Raw genomic sequence first — 20,417 nt, forward strand, 5'->3', positions numbered from 1 at the left:
AATCTATAACACTTCCTCTAAGGAAACAATAGGAGAATAAAATGGATGAATTAAAAAAGAAGAATATATTTGCAAGACTCTACAAGGGAGATCTGTCGCTAGCCAAAACTTTTTGGCTACCTAACATATTGTTATTTTTGGTTGGTACATTTACATGTTATATAGCTTCTATATTTATAAAAAGTCCAGGTGCTTGGTTAATATATTTATTTTTCTACGCTATTATAGCTTGGATATTTCATCTGTTGATTTTTATATCAATATTGAATGCGTGTAAAAAACATAAAGGCTTACTTATCTGGAGAATTTTATCCAGAATTTATAGTATATTAGGACTTGTAAGTTTCATACTTGTAATATACTGTATTGCTTTTGCAGCTACAGTTATTATTACGGATATAAATAATAATAGCAATTTGAGAGATAAACCTTTTCTTTCAAAACTTGATAATTATTTGCTAAATCAAAACTTGCCACAAAAGATAAGTGATGTATTAAGTCTTGAAAGAATAGTGGATGATCAAAAGCAACAAACCTATATTTTTAAAAATATTGACCCAAATCAAGAATTGATTTTTGATAGGTTGGATAACTTTTTCTGTAGAGAAATGCTAGATTTCAAACAAAATAGGAAAGTAGTGTTTCAAGTTTATGATCAAAACAATAAACTAAAACAAGAAAACGAACTTACTTTTGATAAATGTTCAAAAATAGTTAACGATCCTGTTGCAAACTAAAGCTATATGACCTTAACTGGTGATGATAACTGAATTGATATATGCTAGATTGTATTCTGAAAATAGTTGCAACAGCACCTTTAAAACAGTTTATTAGAGGCAGTAAGCTTAAATTTTTATTAATTTTAGCAATATTGATAATAAGCTATCGAGTTTGAGCATAGTATTCAGAGATTCATGTAAGTGAATTTGCACAGTTAAGTGGAAAGGCTCGATGGACACCACTAGCTCCTGATATTTTCTTGAGATCCTCATTACTATAACCTTCTTCTACCATCAATTTAGCATACTCGCGCTTTTGTAATGTAGTAAAATATTTTGCGTTTTTTAGGCATTTCTTATACTTAATCTTTGTATGTATATTATAACGCTAAATCTCTCTACAACTTTATTAAATCACATCAAAGAAGTTGATTACTTTTAGTAGTGATATCTACATTGAGCAATCAAAATACTATTATCTTGAATTTTATAAATTAATCTATGTTCTCTATCTATCCTTCTAGACCAATAATTAGTCCAATTATGTTTAAGTGGTTCTGGATCACCCAAACCTTCAAAATAGTTTCTTGAGATATCTTTTATTAACTGATTTATACGCTTAAGCTTTTTTTTATCATTAGCTTGCCAGTAAAGATAATCTTCCCAGGCATTAGTAGACCAGGATAATATCATTCTTCAATAAGCTCTTTTTGTATTGATTTACCAGACTCAAGCTCTTCTATAGAGTCGTTAAGTCTATTATAATTATTTATACTAGACATTAAATGGGCTGTTTCTTGGTACGATTTAAAATCATCTAAAGACATCACAACAACTGCTTTTTTATCAGAACCCCTTGTAACAACAATAGGTTGGTGATCTTCTACAACTCTATCCATTGAGGATGCTAGTTCGCTTCTGAAAGATGTATAGTTTAAAGTTTTCATAATTACCTCCAACATATTAAACTATATAAAGTATAGCATAAGTACTTAAATAAGTACACAATGCCATAAAAAAGATCTTTGACTGATTCAAAGTGTTAATTTTTGCGTATGCCGTAGCAAAGCTATGGGAGAGATGATGGTAGGTCCATCGATATCGGCTACTAGAAGCAGGTATCAAACCACCTCATGCAGCTGTTATTAAGAGTAATGGTTGTGAGTGTTTGAGGAAAGTCAGAGGTAAATCTGGCGAGGTATGAATTAGGAAGACGAGCGAGAGCGAATCATTGTATTAGGCGTCGTAAAACATGGTTATATAACATCGAAATTAGTAGGCGCGAAAACTACTAAGATAAGTTTACTAGGTATCTAGGTTCTGAGTAAGTGATGTTCGGCGTATAGATGGCGTGATCCTAATTTAGGCTCTCTTATGGAACTGCGGGAACCAGTCGTTATGATGTTAAAGGAGACTTCCAAGTAGAGACCCTACAAGGAATTGAGTACTAATGCATAGCACTGGGGCGGACTAATCCGTAGTAGTGATGAAGCATCTGTAATGGATGTGGAGCGAAGGGATTAGATCAAACAGTCAAATTGAATATACAACTGATACTCAGGAGGATATATAAGAAATGACAAAAGCTTTTAATATACCAAAATCACAAGTTTGGAAAGCATATAAACTTGTGAGAGCCAATGCTGGTTCAGCAGGTATAGATCAGCAAAGTCTCAAAGATTTTGAAATAGATGTTGGCAACAATCTCTACAAAATTTGGAATAGACTATCTTCAGGTAGTTATTTTCCACCGTCTGTAAAGGCAGCGGAAATACCTAAGAAATCTGGAGGTGTGAGAATATTAGGAATACCTACAGTCAGTGATAGAATAGCTCAAATGGTAGTCAAGCTATCGTTTGAACCAAAAGTAGAACCATACTTTTTGGATGATTCATATGGATATAGAGCTAACAAATCTGCTTTAGATGCCATAGAAATAACTCGTAAAAGATGTTGGAAATATGATTGGGTTCTAGAGTTTGATATTAAAGGGTTGTTTGATAATATTCCTCATGATCTATTAATGAAAGCAGTAAAGAAGCATACACAAGATAAGATGATAATATTATATATACAAAGATGGTTAACAGCTTCTATAGTCATGCCAAATGGTGAGACAATCTCAAGAAGTAAAGGTACACCTCAAGGTGGAGTAATTAGTCCAATTCTTGCAAATTTGTTTTTACACTATGCTTTTGATAAGTGGGTACAGAGGGAATATCCTAATAATGCTTGGTGTAGATATGCAGATGATGGTTTAATTCATTGTACAGATGAATCTCAGGCAAAATCCATAAAACAAGCATTATCATTGAGAATGTTGGAATGTGGATTAGAAATACATCCAGATAAGACGAAAATAGTTTATTGTAAAGATGCTAATCGAAAACAAAGACATGATTGTGTTAGATTTGACTTTTTAGGATATACATTTGGTCCGATAAAAGTAGGAACAGCTAATAATAAAATGTTCATAGGATTTAACCCTTATGTCAGTAAGAGCAGCATAAAATCAATGAAGACTAAAGTTAGACAATGGAAACTTAAAAGTAGAGTACAAATAGATTTAGAAGACATATCGAAACTGTGTAACCCCGTAATCAGAGGATGGTATACCTATTATGGTAAATACTACCCATCTGCATTGCAACCAGTATGGAACCAAATTAACATGAGTTTAATGAAATGGGCTATACATAAATACAGAAAGATAAATACTAAAACTAGAGGTGCAGAAAGGATTCAAATAATAATGAAAAAGAATCCTCAGCTTTGGTTTCATTGGCGACTTAAAACTGGCAGAAGCTTTGTTTGATAAGAGCGGTATGAATCGAGAGGTTCACGTACCGTTCTGTGAGAGGCTAGAGGGGAGGTTCCTCTGGTCTACTCGACGTATGCCGTAGCAAAGCTATGGGAGAGATGATGGTAGGTCCATCGATATCGGCTACTAGAAGCAGGTATCAAACCACCTCATGCAGCTGTTATTAAGAGTAATGGTTGTGAGTGTTTGAGGAAAGTCAGAGGTAAATCTGGCGAGGTATGAATTAGGAAGACGAGCGAGAGCGAATCATTGTATTAGGCGTCGTAAAACATGGTTATATAACATCGAAATTAGTAGGCGCGAAAACTACTAAGATAAGTTTACTAGGTATCTAGGTTCTGAGTAAGTGATGTTCGGCGTATAGATGGCGTGATCCTAATTTAGGCTCTCTTATGGAACTGCGGGAACCAGTCGTTATGATGTTAAAGGAGACTTCCAAGTAGAGACCCTACAAGGAATTGAGTACTAATGCATAGCACTGGGGCGGACTAATCCGTAGTAGTGATGAAGCATCTGTAATGGATGTGGAGCGAAGGGATTAGATCAAACAGTCAAATTGAATATACAACTGATACTCAGGAGGATATATAAGAAATGACAAAAGCTTTTAATATACCAAAATCACAAGTTTGGAAAGCATATAAACTTGTGAGAGCCAATGCTGGTTCAGCAGGTATAGATCAGCAAAGTCTCAAAGATTTTGAAATAGATGTTGGCAACAATCTCTACAAAATTTGGAATAGACTATCTTCAGGTAGTTATTTTCCACCGTCTGTAAAGGCAGCGGAAATACCTAAGAAATCTGGAGGTGTGAGAATATTAGGAATACCTACAGTCAGTGATAGAATAGCTCAAATGGTAGTCAAGCTATCGTTTGAACCAAAAGTAGAACCATACTTTTTGGATGATTCATATGGATATAGAGCTAACAAATCTGCTTTAGATGCCATAGAAATAACTCGTAAAAGATGTTGGAAATATGATTGGGTTCTAGAGTTTGATATTAAAGGGTTGTTTGATAATATTCCTCATGATCTATTAATGAAAGCAGTAAAGAAGCATACACAAGATAAGATGATAATATTATATATACAAAGATGGTTAACAGCTTCTATAGTCATGCCAAATGGTGAGACAATCTCAAGAAGTAAAGGTACACCTCAAGGTGGAGTAATTAGTCCAATTCTTGCAAATTTGTTTTTACACTATGCTTTTGATAAGTGGGTACAGAGGGAATATCCTAATAATGCTTGGTGTAGATATGCAGATGATGGTTTAATTCATTGTACAGATGAATCTCAGGCAAAATCCATAAAACAAGCATTATCATTGAGAATGTTGGAATGTGGATTAGAAATACATCCAGATAAGACGAAAATAGTTTATTGTAAAGATGCTAATCGAAAACAAAGACATGATTGTGTTAGATTTGACTTTTTAGGATATACATTTGGTCCGATAAAAGTAGGAACAGCTAATAATAAAATGTTCATAGGATTTAACCCTTATGTCAGTAAGAGCAGCATAAAATCAATGAAGACTAAAGTTAGACAATGGAAACTTAAAAGTAGAGTACAAATAGATTTAGAAGACATATCGAAACTGTGTAACCCCGTAATCAGAGGATGGTATACCTATTATGGTAAATACTACCCATCTGCATTGCAACCAGTATGGAACCAAATTAACATGAGTTTAATGAAATGGGCTATACATAAATACAGAAAGATAAATACTAAAACTAGAGGTGCAGAAAGGATTCAAATAATAATGAAAAAGAATCCTCAGCTTTGGTTTCATTGGCGACTTAAAACTGGCAGAAGCTTTGTTTGATAAGAGCGGTATGAATCGAGAGGTTCACGTACCGTTCTGTGAGAGGCTAGAGGGGAGGTTCCTCTGGTCTACTCGACAACAAGTTGCTCACCGTGATGGAAAACATGATGCACATAAGCTTACAAATATAACATTCTTTTTTCTTTATTTTGTTATCTGATATTTCACGTAAGTAACTGTGGTATGTTAATAAACAAACTCCTTGATAAGGAAATTTTTACTATTGATATTTTAGTATATTTTCATAGAAATCTTTACGAAAAGTAGTTGCTGAAGCTACTGAGGTTATATACTCAGTAAGTTTAGTTGGGCAAGCTCACCCATACTACTGGGACGCTATCGTTATCTTGGATGCGCGAAGCAAAATCTCTAAGCTCGTCGTTATCACCTATTAGTATGATTACTTGCGCATTTCTGTAAAAAGATCTGGTAATAACTCTAAAGCGTTCTTGCCCAGCAGTAGTCATCATAGTTAAACGGTCATTATTTTGAAGGTTGACGGTTTTTTTTGCTATTCCTGTTGTAGATAAACCAAGGGGCTCGTTTTCATTAAAACAGATACGCCAGAATAAACGTTGGCTTTCCATATTACCTAAGACTATTGCTTTTAAATTGCGCGCTTGTTGCTCAGCTATATTAATCTGCAATAATCCACCATCAAGCAATCGATAACGCTCATTTTTCACCTCGCGAGTATCTAATGTATAGTCAAAATTTCGAAGTCTTAAGCCAGGAATATTTTTAAAGCTATTCAAAATAAATGACGTATACGAATGATTGTGTCTAGGATAGTTTCTAATAGTATTAGCAATATATTGCCAACAATCGCTAGTTGCTCCATTATAATTATTGATTTCGGTTCTAAAATTTAACGCTCTATCTTTGCCTGTATTTCCTCTGTGGAAAAAACCTCTGCCATTTCCTCGCCACGCTAAATAGTTTTCAGTTGCGGTCCTAATTGCTTGCTTTAGGTTTTGCAAACTTATACTTTCAGGTGGAACTGCTTGATTCACTAAATTTTGGAAAAATTCTTGTCGGTTTGGTAGTAATGGATTTAAATTTGTTTGATATCTGGGTTCTGGGACGTTTAAATTTCTAACTCTTACTATATTTCTAGGGGGACGAATTACTGGCAATTGAGAATTTTGCCGACAAATAGGACATGTATTAGAGCTATGCAACCAAATCCTAGCACACTCTTCGTGAAAACAGTCATGATTATTCGGACACAATATATTAAACTTTCTATCTAATGGCTGAAGACAGATTATACAATCATCTGCCTGCCCCAGCGCATTAATGTTAGCATTCTGCTCTTGTTCCAGAAATTCCTCAATATTAAAGTTATCCTCTGGTCGTTGCCGCCTATTTCCAAAGCTTGTCTTGCATAATGGACACTCTTCTGAGCGTGATAACCATGTGTCAATACATTGCTTATGAAAATAATGTTTGCAAACGGTTTCACATATTATCATTTGCTCTTCTTGATTTTCATTATGTAAACTCTCAAGACAAATTGTACAATTTAACTGTAAAGTGTTAACACTGGGTTCAATTATATTATATGTAGGCATTACATCCCCTTATTTATTTCTATTTTTTTAATACTTATTGATTAGGTTACATGAACTAAGTTTCTTATAAATTAGAACCGCATGTAGTTAAATATAGTTTTCAAAGCTAAATAATTACATGAGGTGCTGACGAAATATTATATATCTGGGTTTAATTGGTCAACTACATTATTATTTCTACAATCACAAAAAGGTTTTATAGTCACTATTGTTCAGTGTTTAACCCACTCTAGATCCAGCTATAACAATCTTTTGATACTTATCCAGTGTTTTGCTAAGAAGTTAAACAAAGTAGCACTACTTAAAGATAACGCAAAAGCAAATGATATAACCTAATTGTTATTAGGCTTCCCATTGATTAATATTTATATTTCCCCTTTTATCCGGCTGCTGTTATTTTGTACTTAATTTTCAATTGTGTTATCATATTGAGATTAGCATATTTATGACAATTCTTCCTATGACTACAAATGTTTACCTAGAATTCGCTCCGATATTAATATTTTTGATTATAGCCTTCGCTGTGGGTGCTGCTTTTGCTATAGCTGGTAAAGTTATCTCTATTATTGTGGGTGCAAATAATCCAAGTAAGAGTAAAAATGAAACGTTTGAGTGTGGTTTTCCAACTTTTGGGGATGCTAGAGAAAAGTTAGATGTTAGATTTTATTTGGTTGCCGTGTTATTTTTGGTTTTTGATTTGGAGTTAGCTTTTATCATCCCTTGGGGTATAAATCTAAGAACAACTACAATACCAGCAATATCTAATCACGCATTCTTTGCAATGATTATATTTTTAACAGTGCTATTTTTAGGCTTGATTTATGGTTGGAAGAAAGGGGCTTTAGAATGGGAATAAGTAACGAAAATAAGGGTTTCATTACAGCTAGTGCAGATGCCCTTATAAATTGGGTGCGTACAGGCTCTATGTGGCCAGTAACTACAGGTCTAGCATGCTGTGCGGTAGAGATGATGCACGCTGGTGCTGCTAGATATGACTTAGATAGATTTGGGGTTGTTTTTAGACCTTCGCCAAGACAGTCTGATGTTTTGATAGTGGCGGGTACCCTCTGTAATAAAATGGCTCCAGCATTAAGACAGGTTTATGATCAGATGCCAGATCCTAAGTGGGTAATATCTATGGGTTCTTGTGCTAATGGTGGTGGTTATTATCACTATTCTTATTCTGTTGTTAGAGGGTGCGACAGGATTATACCGGTTGATATTTATGTGCCAGGTTGCCCGCCAACTGCTGAAGCTTTAGTTTATGGTATTATTCAGTTGCAGAATAAAATTATTAGAACAAATACTATAGCGAGGAAATAGATGTGAGTATTTCTTTACATCCTCATTTAGAGAATATTAAAAAAGTTCTAGAAGGATTTGATGTTTATAGTTGTGTTGCTCATAAAGAAATAAATATAGCTATAAAACATCAAAAAGATATATATCAAGTTTTACAGGTACTAAAAAAAGAGTACTCTTTCGAGCAGTTAAGCGATATAACTGCTGTGGATTATCTAACATATGGTCAAACTGACTGGCAGGTTGGCAAAGAGGTTTCTCAAACAGGGTTTTCTCGTGGCCGTCAGCAAGTTTTGGTTGAAAGTGGCTTTGACAACAGATTTGAAATTATATATCAGCTTTTGAGTATGGTAAATAATGTACGTGTCAGAGTTAAATGTAAGCTAAAAGATGCTCAAATTATTATTATAGATTCTATAAATGATTTATGGCCTTCAGCAAATTGGGCTGAAAGAGAAGTTTATGATATGTTTGGTATTTATTTTAATAACCATCCAGACCTAAGACGAGTGCTTACTGATTATGGTTTTGTAGGGCATCCTTTGAGGAAAGACTTTCCACAAACAGGTTACGTTGAAATGCGATATGATGAAAAACTTGGGAAAGTGGTCTATGAACCTGTAGAGATTGATGATAGGGTTAATACTCCTAGAGTCATTCGTGATAAATAATTTATGGATTTGTGATAATGGCAGAATATAAAAACTATACGTTAAATTTTGGACCTGTTCACCCTGCAGCACATGGTGTGTTGAGACTTATATTAGAGCTTGATGGTGAGACTGTAGTTAGAGCTGATCCACATGTTGGACTATTGCATAGAGGCACAGAGAAACTGGCTGAGTTTAAACCATATAACCATAGTATAGGTTATATGGATAGGTTGGATTATGTGTCAATGATGTGTAATGAGCATGCCTATGTCATGGCTATAGAAAAGTTACTTTCTTTGGAAATCCCAGAAAGAGCGAAATATATTAGAGTAATGTTTGCTGAAATGACAAGGATTTTAAATCATCTTTTATGGGTTGCTGCCTGTGGAATTGATTTGGGAGCTATGACAGTGTTTTTATATGCTTTTAGGGTTAGAGAAGATCTTTTTGACTGTTATGAGGCAGTTTCAGGTGCTAGAATGCATGCAACTTATTTTAGGCCTGGTGGGGTGGCAAGAGATTTACCTAACCAAATGCCACAGTATAAGAAAAGTCGATTCTCTAGTAAGAGGAAGACTAAAAAAATGAACAAGCCAAGACAAGGAAGTATGCTAGATTTTCTAGAGTTCTTCGTTGTGGATTTTGAAAAATCTCTTAATGAAATTGACACTTTACTTACTGATAATAGGCTTTGGAAGCAAAGAACTGTAGATATAGGTGTTGTAACTGCAGAGAGAGCGAAAGCTCTTGGTTTTACAGGACCTATGCTAAGGGGTAGTGGTGTGGCTTGGGACCTTAGGAAATCACAGCCATATGAAGTTTACGATCAGCTCGATTTTGATATTCCTATAGGAAAAAATGGTGACTGCTATGATAGGTATTTAGTTAGAATGGCAGAGATGCGAGAGTCTAACAAAATCATAAAACAATGTATTGATTGGTTAAGAGCTAACCCAGGTTCAGTTTTATCCGACAATCATAAGGTTGCTCCCCCAAGCAGAAATGCTATGAAAAATGGTATGGAAGAATTGATTCATCATTTTAAACTTTTTTCTGAAGGATACTGTACTCCAGAAGGAGAGGTATATGTTGGAACTGAGCACCCAAAAGGTGAGTTTGGAGTATATATTAAATCAGATGGTGCAAATAAACCATACAGATTAAAAATGAGAGCGCCTGGATTTGCTCATATTAGTGCTATGGATGAAATGTTGTCCGGACATATGTTAGCTGATACCCCAGCTATTATTTCGACAATAGATGTTGTGTTTGGTGATGTAGATAGGTAGAAAAAGATGTCTTTAATAGAACTAATACCGCCACAAGCGAGAGAAGAATTAGAAAGAATTTTAAGTAAATTTCCTGTGGATCAAAGAAGATCCGCTATTTTAGAGGGATTACATATATTGCAAGACAGTAACGGTGGCTACCTAACTGATGATTTACAAACTGCTTTAGCAGAATATTTGCAAGTTAGTAAGATGGATGTTTATGAGGTTGCTACATTTTACTGTATGTATGATTTAGAGCCAGTTGGTAGACATAAGCTTAACTTATGTACAAACGTGTCATGTATGTTAAACGGAGCTTATGATATTTTAGCTCATATTGAAAAAAGATTGGAAATTAAGCCTGGACAGACAACAAAGGATGGTAGGATAACCCTAAAAGAAGTTGAGTGCCAAGGAGCTTGTTGTGGTTCACCTATGCTAGAGGTGGATAAGGTTTTTTATGAGAATCTAACTATAGATAAAGTGAATCAGATAATTGATTCTTTGGAGTAAAGATGGCTAATGAAGTTTGTTTTCGTACCCTACATTTAGATAAGCCATATAGTTTGGAATCTTACTTATCAGTAGGAGGATACTCTTATTGGAATAAGATCTTAACTGAAAAGATACCTCCAGAACAAATTATAGAGCAATTGAAAATATCTGGACTAAGAGGTAGAGGAGGAGCAGGATTCCCAACTGGCTTAAAATGGAGCTTTATGCCTCGTAGCTTACCAGGTCAAAAATATGTGGTTTGTAATTCTGACGAGGGTGAACCGGGTACTTGTAAGGACAGAGAAATACTTAGAAACAACCCTCACCAACTTATAGAAGGAATGGCTATAGCTGGGTATGTTGTAGGAGCAACTGCTGGTTATAATTACACGCGAGGAGAGTTTTATGAGCCTATAGCAAGATTTGAAGATGCTCTTATAGAAGCATATCAAACTGGGTTGCTAGGCTCTAATATCAAGTCTTCGGGTATTTCTTTTGACCTTTATTCAGCCGTTGGGGCAGGAGCATATATTTGTGGTGAAGAAACGGCTCTTCTAGAGTCGCTTGAAGGAAAAAAGGGGCGTCCAAGGTTTAAGCCACCTTTTCCAGCATTCAAGGGATTGTATGGTAAGCCAACAAATATTAACAATACAGAAACCTATGCCTCAGTGCCAGCAATATTACAGCATGGTGGAGAGTGGTTTAAGAATTTAGGAACAGAAAAAAGTGGTGGTACAAAGCTTTTTTGTGTTTCTGGGCATGTAAAACAACAAAGAGTTGTTGAAATTGGCTTAGGTACGCCATTTAGTGAACTTCTAGATATGTGTGGTGGTGTGCGAAACGGCAAGAAATTAAAAGCAGTAATTCCTGGAGGAAGTTCATCTCAGATCTTGACTGGTGAAGAAATGATGAAAGTTAATATGGACTATGAGTCAATTTCTGCAGCCGGATCAATGTTAGGGTCAGGAGCAGTAGTAGTATTGGATGAAACTGTTTGTATGGTTAAAACCTTAGCTAGGTTAGCAGACTTTTATTATGAAGAGTCTTGTGGCCAATGTACACCTTGTCGTGAAGGTACAGGGTGGTTGTCACGCACGCTGCATAGAATAATCTCTGGTGAAGGAAAACTAGAGGATATTGATACCTTAGTAAGAGTGGCTACAAATATAGAAGGTAATACTATCTGTGGTTTAGGTGATGCAGCAGCATGGCCAGTACAGAGCTATATACGCAAATTCAGAGAAGAGTTTGTTTATATGATTGAAAATAATGGTAAAAGTATTGTGGATCAATAGTTGATTGGAGTGGTTCTGTGTCAGACAATAAAGAGACCAAAAAAATAAACATAGAGATTGATGGTAAGAGTTATGAAGCTTTACCTAATCAATCTATAATTGAGATAGCTGATGCTAATGGGATTTATATCCCTAGGTTTTGTTATCATAAAAAATTATCAGTAGCAGCGAACTGCCGTATGTGCTTGGTTGATGTAGAGGGTGCAAGACGTTCATCCCCTGCATGTGCTACACCAGTTGCTGATGGTATGAAAATTAAAACTCGTTCTGAAACAGCTCTTAAGATGCAAAAAAATGTGATGGAGTTTCTACTTATAAACCACCCCCTTGATTGCCCAATATGTGACCAAGGTGGTGAATGTGAACTACAAGATATAGCCATGGGTTATGGCAAAACAGTATCTGATTATAAAGAGTCTAAAAGAGCTGTTGCTAATCCAAATCTTGGACCACTTATAGCGACTGACATGACTAGGTGTATATTGTGTACGCGTTGCGTTCGTTTCGGTGAAGAGGTTGCAGGAGTTAAAGAATTAGGTGTTATGGGTCGAGCAGATCATTCTGAAATCAGCACGTACATCTCTGGAGATATGGTTAATTCGGAAGTTTCTGGTAATGTTATAGACCTTTGTCCAGTTGGAGCACTTACATCCAAGCCATTTAGATTTAAGGCAAGAGCATGGGAGTTAAAACAGTTCCCAACAGTATCTGCTGGGGATGGTTTAGCCATAGATATTAATGCGCATGTGTATCAGAATAAGATTGTAAGAGTTGTACCAGCAGAGAACCAGATAACAGGTACATGGATAGCTGATAGAGATAGATTTGAGTATACAGGATTATATGGTGAAGATAGAGTCCAGCAACCAATGATTAAGAAATCTGGTAGTTGGGTCGAAGTTTCTTGGGAAGAAGCTCTAGATTTTATTAAAGTTGCTATCGAACATACAACTGAAAAATATACAGCAGACAGTATATCTGCTATTGTCTCAGAAACATCTACTTCCGAAGAAATGTTTTTGATGAAAAAGCTAATTAAAACTTTAGGCTCTTCTAATATAGACGCTAGGATTAGACAGTTTACTAATTCTGCAGGAGTTAGCTCTGGTAAAGGGTTTAGCTGCTCATATGATGATATTAAAAATAGTGATTTTATCCTTGTTTTAGGCTCTAATGTTAGAAAAGAATATCCGTTAATAAATATTGCTATCAAAGAAGCTGTTGAGAAGAATTCAGCTAAAGCCGTTGCATGGAATATTTGTGATTATGATTTTAATTATAGCGTAAATCAGGTTAAATTAGCAGCTGATCATATTCGTTATATAACCTTATCTCTGTTAAAGGCTATTTTTGTTAGAGCAAATATTGCTTATGGTGAGCTAAATGATATTTTGAGAAAAGTTGATCCAGCAGGTGAAGTAAGGGAAGTTGCGGATAGGATAATTGCTGCAAATAATCCTAAGATTATAATTGGTGAGGACATAGTAAATAATAACTGTTTTGAAACAGTATTTAGTATATTTGCAATACTTGAAAAAGTTACACATGTAAGAGGTGGCTTTTTAGCTAGTAATGTTAACTCTGTAGCAGCTGATAGAATTCTAAGTTCATCTAAGGCTGATTTTAGTACCTATAAGTGCTTGAATGGACAAACAAAGACAAAACTTTTACTTACTACTCATACAGAGCTTTCTAAAGATGCCTTGTATGGTGAAGCTAAGCTTAAACAAGCACTAGATGAGATAGATATTATTGTAAGCTTTACTTCTTTTGCAGATAGTTTTACTAAAGATGTGTCTGATATAATCATTCCAGTAGCTACTCATTATGAGACTGAAGGTAGTTTTGTTGATATTTTCGGTAATAAAAAAGAGTTTAAGCAAGCTGTCAAGCCATATGCGGATAATAAAGAGCTTTGGAGAATCTTACGAGTTTTGGGAAATTTATTAGGGTTGGAAGGTTTTGAGTATAATACTATCTCAGAAGTTTCAGATGAAGCTTATAGTGTTCGAGCTCGTGTTACTCCAAATCACGTTAGACAGATCCTTAATACAGATCTTGACTACGAAAAAAATGTAGCTTTTGTAGCCTCTAACTCTATGTATGATTCTACAAGTGTACTTAGAAGAGCTAAACCGCTTCAACAGACTCAAGATGCAAAAAGGTTTAAGGGAGTTAGAATATCTCAGGCACTAGCAGATGAAATAGGTCTACAAGATGAGCAGGTAAGCATAAAAATCTACGATATAAATAATGAGTTGCAGTTAGATGTAATGATTGATCCTAGCTTGCACTCCAAGAATTTTATGTTACCAAGGAGTCTAAATAAAGCCTTTATTCATAACACTAATATTAATATTAAAACCGTTATTCAAGAAGGAGAATAGGCATGTTAAAGTATATTCTTTGGACTTCACTTTATGTCTTGCTTATTATAGTTCCTTTAATTTTAGTGGTTGCATATTATACTTACGCTGAGAGAAAAGTTATTGGCTATATGCAGGATAGGATAGGACCAAATAGAGTTGGATCTTTTGGTTTATTGCAGCCGATAATGGATGCTTTAAAACTTTTTCTAAAAGAGATAATTACTCCGACAAATTCAAATAGATATCTATTTTTTATAGCGCCTATTTTAGCTTTTGCACCAGCTTATGCTGCTTGGGCTGTTATACCTTTTGCAAAAGGTATTGTACTATCGGATATGAATCTTGGGTTGTTGTATATCTTAGCAATGACTTCTTTTTCAATCTATGGAATTGTGATAGCTGGTTGGGCTTCAAATAGCAAATATTCTTTATTTGGGGCATTAAGAGCAGGCGCGCAGGTTATCTCATATGAATTAGCAATGGGTTTTGCAATAGTTGGAGTTGTTATAGCATCAGGATCAATGGGGATAACTGGTATTATAGAATCTCAGCAAGGTGGTATCTTGCACTGGTATTTTATCCCGCTATTTCCATTATTTATAGTTTATTTTATATCAGGAATTGCAGAAACTAATAGAGCACCATTTGATGTTGTAGAGGGTGAGTCAGAAATCGTAGCTGGACATCATATAGAATATACAGGATCTAGGTTTGCGTTATTTTTCTTGGCTGAATATGCGAATATGATATTAATAAGTATCTTAACTGCAATTATGTTCTTAGGTGGTTGGAATTCACCTTTCCAAGGAACTTCGTTAGAGAGCTACTTTGATATTGTTCCAGCAACAGTTTGGTTATTTGGTAAAACCGGTATATTTATGTTTATGTTCTTATGGGTAAGGGCAACATATCCTAGATATAGGTATGACCAAATCATGCGACTTGGATGGAAAATATTTATTCCATTAACATTTATTTGGGTAGTAGTGGTAGCATGTATGGTTAGGTTTGGTGTGGGACCTTGGTGGTAAAAAGGATAGTACAATGAGAAATATAACGACTTTTTTAAAGACTTTTTTATTGTGGGAGCTATTAAAAGGTCTTAAGGTTACTGGTAAGCATTTCTTTACCCGTAAAGTTACGGTACAGTATCCAGATGAAAAAACCCCTATATCTAATAGATTTAGAGGGTTACATGCTCTTAGGCGTTATGAAAATGGTGAAGAAAGATGTATTGCATGTAAGCTTTGTGAAGTGGTTTGTCCTGCTTTGGCTATTACTATACAGTCAATAGAAAGAGAAGATGGTTCACGTAGAACATCTAGCTATGAAATAGATTTGTTTAAGTGTATTTTCTGTGGTTTTTGTGAAGAATCTTGTCCAGTAGACTCAATAGTAGAAACAAATATATTAGAATACCACTTTGAAGAGCGTGGTGAAAATATCATGACTAAAGCTAAACTTTTAGCAATAGGCGATAAGTATGAATCGCAAATAGCAGCAGATAGACTACAAGATAAGGATTTTAGGTAGGAACATGTTTTTAACAGACGTTTTATTTTATATTTTTGCATCGTTAGCTATTGTTTCTGCTTTGGTATTAGTGTTGGCTAGTAACCCAGTTAATTCTGTAATAGCTATGATTTTCACATTTATATTTACAGCCTGTGTGTGGATTGTGTTACAACAAGTGTATTTAGCTTTGCTTTTGATTGTTGTATATGTTGGTGCAGTGCTGGTAATGTTTTTATTTGTAGTGTTTATGTTGGATTTACACGTTGAGGAACAGGGTAGAGTAGGTAGGTTTTTTTATTCTTTAGCCGCTATAATTGTTTGCGCTATATTTGCTACTATTATAAGCTACGCTGCTGTACATGTGTTTGCAGGTAGTCAGATGCAAGGCGGTGTGGGCGGTCTAAAAATTATAGGTTTTACTATGTTTAATGATAATAATCTATATGTTTTTGAGTTAGTGGATTTTATTTTATTAGCAGCTATGGTAGCAGCAGTGACTTTAACCTTAAGATCTAAACGTAAAAACAATAAGTCTGTAGATCCAGCTAAGCAAGTTAGAGTTAGAGCAAAAGATCGTCTAACAATGGTAAAAATACCAAGTAATAAAGGTAAGACAAATGAGTAACTTAATATCAGTTTCAGTAACAAATGGTTTGATTTTTAGTACACTTTTATTTGTTATAAGTGTCGCTGGGATCATTATAAATAGAAGAAATATTCTTATTTTGCTAATGTCTATAGAGTTAATGCTTTTAGCTGTCAATACTAATTTTTTAATATTTGCTAATATGCATCATCAGGCGATAGGTGGAGTTTTTGTGTTTTTTATTATGGCGGTAGCAGCAGCTGAAACAGCTATAGGTTTAGCGATAGTTGTGGCTATATTTAGAAAACGCAAGACAATTGATTTAAGTAAACTTAATATTTTGAGAGGCTAAGCAATTATGATAATAAATAATCAAATAGCAGCCATATTAATAGCAGTTGTAGTTTTATCACCTTTATTAGGAGCAATTATTGCAGGTTTTTTTGGGAAGTCTGTAAAAAATGAAGGCGTTAGCTTTTTTACTATTTCATTATGCGGTCTTTCTTTTGTACTTAGTGGAGTCCTAGCATATGGTGTGTTTAATGGTCAGGTATATGATGTAAGTTTTTATCAGTGGGCACCTATATCTAAGGTATTTTCCTTTGATGTTGGATTTAGTGTAAACAGAATAACGGTTTACATGATGCTTATAGTTACATTTGTATCTACTTTGGTGCATGTTTATTCTATAGGTTATATGAGAGGTGAAGGTGGATATGCAAGATTTTTTGCCTACATCTCTGGCTTTACTTTTGCCATGCTATGCTTAGTAATGGGTAATAATTTCCTATTATTGTTTTTTGGTTGGGAAGGAGTAGGACTATTTTCTTACTTATTGATAGGTTTTTATTTTAACAGAGAGAAAGCAAACGTTGCTAGCTTACGAGCTTTTATTGTAAACAGGGTTGGTGATTTAGGGTTTTTATTAGGTATCGGTGCGGTAATTTTATACACAGGCTCAGTTGATTACAGCACTGTCTTTGCAGCTTTGCCTAATATTGATAATACTCAAACTGTTCATTTCTTAGGTCTAAGTTTTAGTCCAGTTACACTAATGTGTGTGCTTTTATTTATAGGAGCTATGGGTAAATCTGCTCAATTTCCATTACACTCGTGGCTAGAAGGGTCTATGGAAGGTCCTACTCCTATTTCAGCATTGATACATGCTGCTACAATGGTTACAGCAGGTGTCTTTATGGTTGCTAGATTATCACCGATGTTTGTATTATCAGAAGCGGCTTTAAGTTTTGTGCTTATAATAGGCGCAATTACTTGCTTATTTATGGGTCTTATAGCAATAGTTCAAACTGATATAAAAAGGGTTATAGCTTATTGTACTTTATCACAATTGGGCTACATGATGGTGGCACAAGGTTCCGGAGCGTTTTCTATAGGTATGTTTCATCTGATGACACATGCAATGTTTAAAGCTCTGTTATTTTTAGCAGCAGGTTCTGTGATCGTAGCAATGCATCATGAGCAAGATATTCGCAGAATGGGTGGCTTAAGAAAATATATGCCAGTAACTTATATATGTATGCTTATAGGTACATGGTCTTTAGCTGCATTACCGCCATTTTCAGGATTTTTCTCAAAAGATTTGATTATTGAGGCTGCACAGAGTACGACTATATTTGGTCACCAGTTTGCTTACTATATGGTTTTAGCGTGTGCATTTGTAACTTCTTTTTATATGTTTAGAACATTTTTTATAGTGTTTCATGGTAAAGAAAGGATGTCTGAAGAAGAGAAATCTCATATCAAAGAGTCTCCAGTTAGTATCCTCATTCCTTTGGTAATATTAGCTATTCCATCAGCTTTTATTGGTGAATATTTCTTTAGTAGTATTTTATCTCAAGATCATGGATTATTTGGAGATACAATAAGTGCATATAATCAAGTTGGTTTACATGATATATCAGTGACAGCACATTTAGCTAGAGAAGCATTTACTACTGATCCTCTTGCTTTTATAAAGCACTCTATAGATACTTTGCCTTTCTGGTTAGCGTTAAGTGCGTTAGTATTAGCTTATGTTTTATACGTTTGGTTGCCTCGTATACCAGAATTTTTATCAAAAACTAGCTCAGGTATCGGGTTTACATACCATGTTTTAGTTAGAAAGTATTTTATAGACTTTTTGTATGATGTGATCTTTGTAAGAATATTTTTATGTATCAGTGCTTTTTTATGGAAGGTAGTTGATATATTTGTTATAGATAAGACAATTGTGCATGGTACATCTAATCTAATATATCAAACGGGTGATAGCTTTAGAAAAGTGCAACGTGGTTATGTGTATGATTATGCATTTATTATGATTATAGGTGTATTATCATTTATGATGTTGCTAATAATAGTTTAGGCAGTTAGAGGATAGATTTATACTATGAATTTAGGAAATTACTTATTAAGCTTAATAATTTGGCTACCTATTGTAGGTGGTTTTGTAGTTCTAGCCACTAAAACAAAGGAGCTACATGGTGATGCAGCACGTTGGGTTGCACTAGTATTTAGTGGTTTAACGTTAGCTTTGTGTGTTCCGTTAGTAGGAGCGTTTGATCCTTCTAGTTCAGCGATGCAGTTCCAAGAGTCTGTAAAATGGTTTAAGGTATTTGGATTACATGACGTTTATTATAGCTTAGGTGTTGATGGTTTTTCAGTTTTGTTTATTGTATTAACCTCTTTTACTACTTTGGTGATAGTGCTAGCTGCTTGGACATCTATTAAAGTCAAAGTTAGACAATACATGGCAATTTTTTTGATAACATGTGGTCTTACTAATGGGGTTTTTTGTGCAACAGACTCAATTTTATTCTATGTATTTTGGGAAGCTTTACTTATTCCAACTTGTTTAGGTATAGGTATTTGGGGTGGTAAGCATAAAGCATATGCAGCTCTTAAATATTTCATGTATACATTTTTTGGTTCAGTGTTTTTATTAGCTGCTATATTATATTTACAGACTAGGGTAGCTAGTTCCTCTACAGGTATTTTGGTCAATGCTGATACTTACTCTATCCAAAACTTTATAGCCTGGGCTACACAGTCGCAAGGTTTAGCTGATACCGTTAAGTTTACACTTACAGCACAGTGGTTAGTGTTTGGTGCTTTCTTCTTAGCATTTGCTGTAAAAATACCAATGTGGCCTTTTCACTCATGGTTACCTGATGCTCATTCTGAGGCACCAGCTGGGGGTTCAGTGATATTAGCAGCTCTGATGCTTAAGTTGGGAGCGTATGGTTTTTTAAGATTTGCAATCCCAATGTTACCTGAGGTTACAGCATCTCTGGAATACGTTTTGATTATAATGTCTTTAATAGCGATAGTGTACGTTGGTATTGTTGCTGTTGCTCAAACTGACGTTAAACGATTGATTGCATATTCTTCAATTTCACATATGGGGCTAGTAACGCTTGGTTTATTCTCTATATTTATTTTAATCAAAGCTGATCCAGCATTTGGAGTAACGCACGCTCAAATGGCAATCCAAGGTGCAGTATTCCAAATGATTTCCCATGCGTTTTCTTCAGGCGGTATGTTTATAGGTATTGGTTATCTATATTTAAGAATGCATACAAGAGAGATATCATCGTTTTCAGGTGTAGCAAAAACTATGCCAATATTTGCAACGTTCTTTTTACTGTTTTGTATGGCTAACGTTGGTTTACCAGGTACTAGTGGTTTTGTGGGTGAATTTATGATATTGTTAGCAGTTTTTCAATATTCGCCATTTATAGCTTTGGTAGCTGGTTTAACTTTGGTTATTGCTCCAATCTATACTCTATGGATGTATAAGCGGGTTTTTTTTGGCGAAGTAGTTTCACCACAAGTAGCTAGTTTGCAAGACTTAAATAAAATGGAAATCTTAGTGTTTATATTATTAGCGGTACCAACATTATTGTTTGGTTTGTATCCAGAGCCGATCCTTAAGCTTTCAGCAGCAGCTTCGGCACATATTGTTGGTTTATCTCTATAAGGTGG

19 protein-coding genes are annotated in these 20,417 nt (G+C 34.9%); 16 read left to right on the forward strand and 3 right to left on the reverse strand.

Going from position 1 to position 20,417, the window contains the following annotated elements; all coding sequences use genetic code 11:
* The first annotated feature begins 41 nt into the window (after positions 1-41).
* The gene (locus tag SD28_RS01935) at positions 42-737 is read left to right on the forward strand and encodes a hypothetical protein (protein ID WP_039123468.1); all 696 of its coding nucleotides are present in this window, start codon (positions 42-44) and stop codon (positions 735-737) included.
* A 420-nt stretch (positions 738-1,157) separates the two neighbouring features.
* On the opposite strand, the gene SD28_RS01940 is transcribed toward SD28_RS01935, so the two are convergent.
* Both SD28_RS01940 and SD28_RS01945 read right to left on the reverse strand, forming a co-directional pair.
* On the reverse strand, positions 1,158-1,412 hold the full coding sequence (locus SD28_RS01940) for a Txe/YoeB family addiction module toxin (protein WP_039123469.1): 255 nt from the start codon (positions 1,410-1,412) through the stop codon (positions 1,158-1,160).
* Positions 1,409-1,666 carry a type II toxin-antitoxin system Phd/YefM family antitoxin gene (locus tag SD28_RS01945; RefSeq protein ID WP_039123470.1) on the reverse strand — a complete coding sequence of 86 codons (258 nt, stop codon included), beginning with the start codon at positions 1,664-1,666 and terminating at the stop codon, positions 1,409-1,411. The genes SD28_RS01940 and SD28_RS01945 overlap by 4 nt, the downstream gene beginning before the upstream one ends.
* 629 nt (positions 1,667-2,295) lie before the next feature.
* Here SD28_RS01945 and ltrA (SD28_RS01950) point away from each other — a divergent pair.
* Together ltrA (SD28_RS01950) and ltrA (SD28_RS01955) are read left to right on the forward strand one after the other, a co-directional pair.
* Positions 2,296-3,534 carry a group II intron reverse transcriptase/maturase gene (ltrA, locus tag SD28_RS01950; RefSeq protein WP_039123471.1) on the forward strand — a complete coding sequence of 413 codons (1,239 nt, stop codon included), beginning with the start codon at positions 2,296-2,298 and terminating at the stop codon, positions 3,532-3,534.
* 600 nt (positions 3,535-4,134) lie between these two features.
* The gene (gene ltrA, locus SD28_RS01955) at positions 4,135-5,373 is read left to right on the forward strand and encodes a group II intron reverse transcriptase/maturase (protein WP_039123471.1); all 1,239 of its coding nucleotides are present in this window, start codon (positions 4,135-4,137) and stop codon (positions 5,371-5,373) included.
* A gap of 302 nt (positions 5,374-5,675) precedes the next feature.
* On the opposite strand, the gene SD28_RS01960 is transcribed toward ltrA (SD28_RS01955), so the two are convergent.
* Positions 5,676-6,947, reverse strand: coding sequence for an RING finger domain-containing protein (locus SD28_RS01960; RefSeq protein ID WP_039123472.1), 1,272 nt, complete (start codon positions 6,945-6,947; stop codon positions 5,676-5,678).
* A gap of 460 nt (positions 6,948-7,407) precedes the next feature.
* Here SD28_RS01960 and ndhC point away from each other — a divergent pair, with 460 nt between their 5' ends.
* Genes ndhC through SD28_RS02025 form a run of 13 tightly spaced genes read left to right on the forward strand, consistent with a single transcriptional unit; the run spans position 7,408 to position 20,412 of the window.
* Entirely contained in the window at positions 7,408-7,803 is a 396-nt protein-coding gene (gene ndhC, locus SD28_RS01965; protein ID WP_039125713.1) for an NADH-quinone oxidoreductase subunit A, read from the forward strand.
* On the forward strand, positions 7,794-8,270 hold the full coding sequence (locus SD28_RS01970; protein WP_039123473.1) for a NuoB/complex I 20 kDa subunit family protein: 477 nt from the start codon (positions 7,794-7,796) through the stop codon (positions 8,268-8,270). The genes ndhC and SD28_RS01970 overlap by 10 nt, the downstream gene beginning before the upstream one ends.
* Positions 8,267-8,920, forward strand: coding sequence for an NADH-quinone oxidoreductase subunit C (locus SD28_RS01975; protein WP_407636827.1), 654 nt, complete (start codon positions 8,267-8,269; stop codon positions 8,918-8,920). Before SD28_RS01970 ends, SD28_RS01975 begins: the two co-directional genes overlap by 4 nt.
* Before the next feature lie 17 nt (positions 8,921-8,937).
* Entirely contained in the window at positions 8,938-10,191 is a 1,254-nt protein-coding gene (locus SD28_RS01980) for an NADH-quinone oxidoreductase subunit D (RefSeq protein ID WP_039123475.1), read from the forward strand.
* A 6-nt stretch (positions 10,192-10,197) separates the two neighbouring features.
* Positions 10,198-10,686 (forward strand): NADH-quinone oxidoreductase subunit NuoE family protein, encoded by a 489-nt coding sequence (locus SD28_RS01985; protein WP_039123476.1) that lies wholly within the window; start codon positions 10,198-10,200, stop codon positions 10,684-10,686.
* 2 nt (positions 10,687-10,688) lie between these two features.
* Positions 10,689-11,963, forward strand: a complete 1,275-nt coding sequence (gene nuoF, locus SD28_RS01990; RefSeq protein ID WP_039123477.1) for an NADH-quinone oxidoreductase subunit NuoF — start codon at positions 10,689-10,691, stop codon at positions 11,961-11,963.
* 17 nt (positions 11,964-11,980) lie between these two features.
* On the forward strand, positions 11,981-14,350 hold the full coding sequence (gene nuoG / locus SD28_RS01995) for an NADH-quinone oxidoreductase subunit NuoG (protein ID WP_039123478.1): 2,370 nt from the start codon (positions 11,981-11,983) through the stop codon (positions 14,348-14,350).
* A gap of 2 nt (positions 14,351-14,352) precedes the next feature.
* A complete protein-coding gene (nuoH, locus tag SD28_RS02000; protein WP_039123479.1) occupies positions 14,353-15,363 on the forward strand; it encodes an NADH-quinone oxidoreductase subunit NuoH in 1,011 nt (336 codons plus the stop codon).
* A 13-nt stretch (positions 15,364-15,376) separates the two neighbouring features.
* Positions 15,377-15,865, forward strand: coding sequence for an NADH-quinone oxidoreductase subunit NuoI (gene nuoI, locus SD28_RS02005; protein WP_039123480.1), 489 nt, complete (start codon positions 15,377-15,379; stop codon positions 15,863-15,865).
* A gap of 4 nt (positions 15,866-15,869) precedes the next feature.
* The gene (locus SD28_RS02010) at positions 15,870-16,472 is read left to right on the forward strand and encodes an NADH-quinone oxidoreductase subunit J (RefSeq protein ID WP_039123481.1); all 603 of its coding nucleotides are present in this window, start codon (positions 15,870-15,872) and stop codon (positions 16,470-16,472) included.
* Entirely contained in the window at positions 16,465-16,785 is a 321-nt protein-coding gene (gene nuoK, locus SD28_RS02015; protein ID WP_039123482.1) for an NADH-quinone oxidoreductase subunit NuoK, read from the forward strand. The genes SD28_RS02010 and nuoK overlap by 8 nt, the downstream gene beginning before the upstream one ends.
* A 6-nt stretch (positions 16,786-16,791) precedes the next feature.
* Complete coding sequence (gene nuoL / locus SD28_RS02020; RefSeq protein ID WP_039123483.1) at positions 16,792-18,798, forward strand: NADH-quinone oxidoreductase subunit L; 2,007 nt, start codon at positions 16,792-16,794, stop codon at positions 18,796-18,798.
* A 24-nt stretch (positions 18,799-18,822) separates the two neighbouring features.
* Positions 18,823-20,412: a complex I subunit 4 family protein gene (locus SD28_RS02025; protein ID WP_039123484.1), complete on the forward strand. Its 1,590-nt coding sequence runs from the start codon at positions 18,823-18,825 to the stop codon at positions 20,410-20,412.
* The last annotated feature ends 5 nt before the right edge of the window (positions 20,413-20,417 follow it).

The sequence above is a fragment of the Allofrancisella guangzhouensis genome, from assembly GCF_000815225.1.
Lineage (GTDB): Bacteria > Pseudomonadota > Gammaproteobacteria > Francisellales > Francisellaceae > Francisella > Francisella guangzhouensis.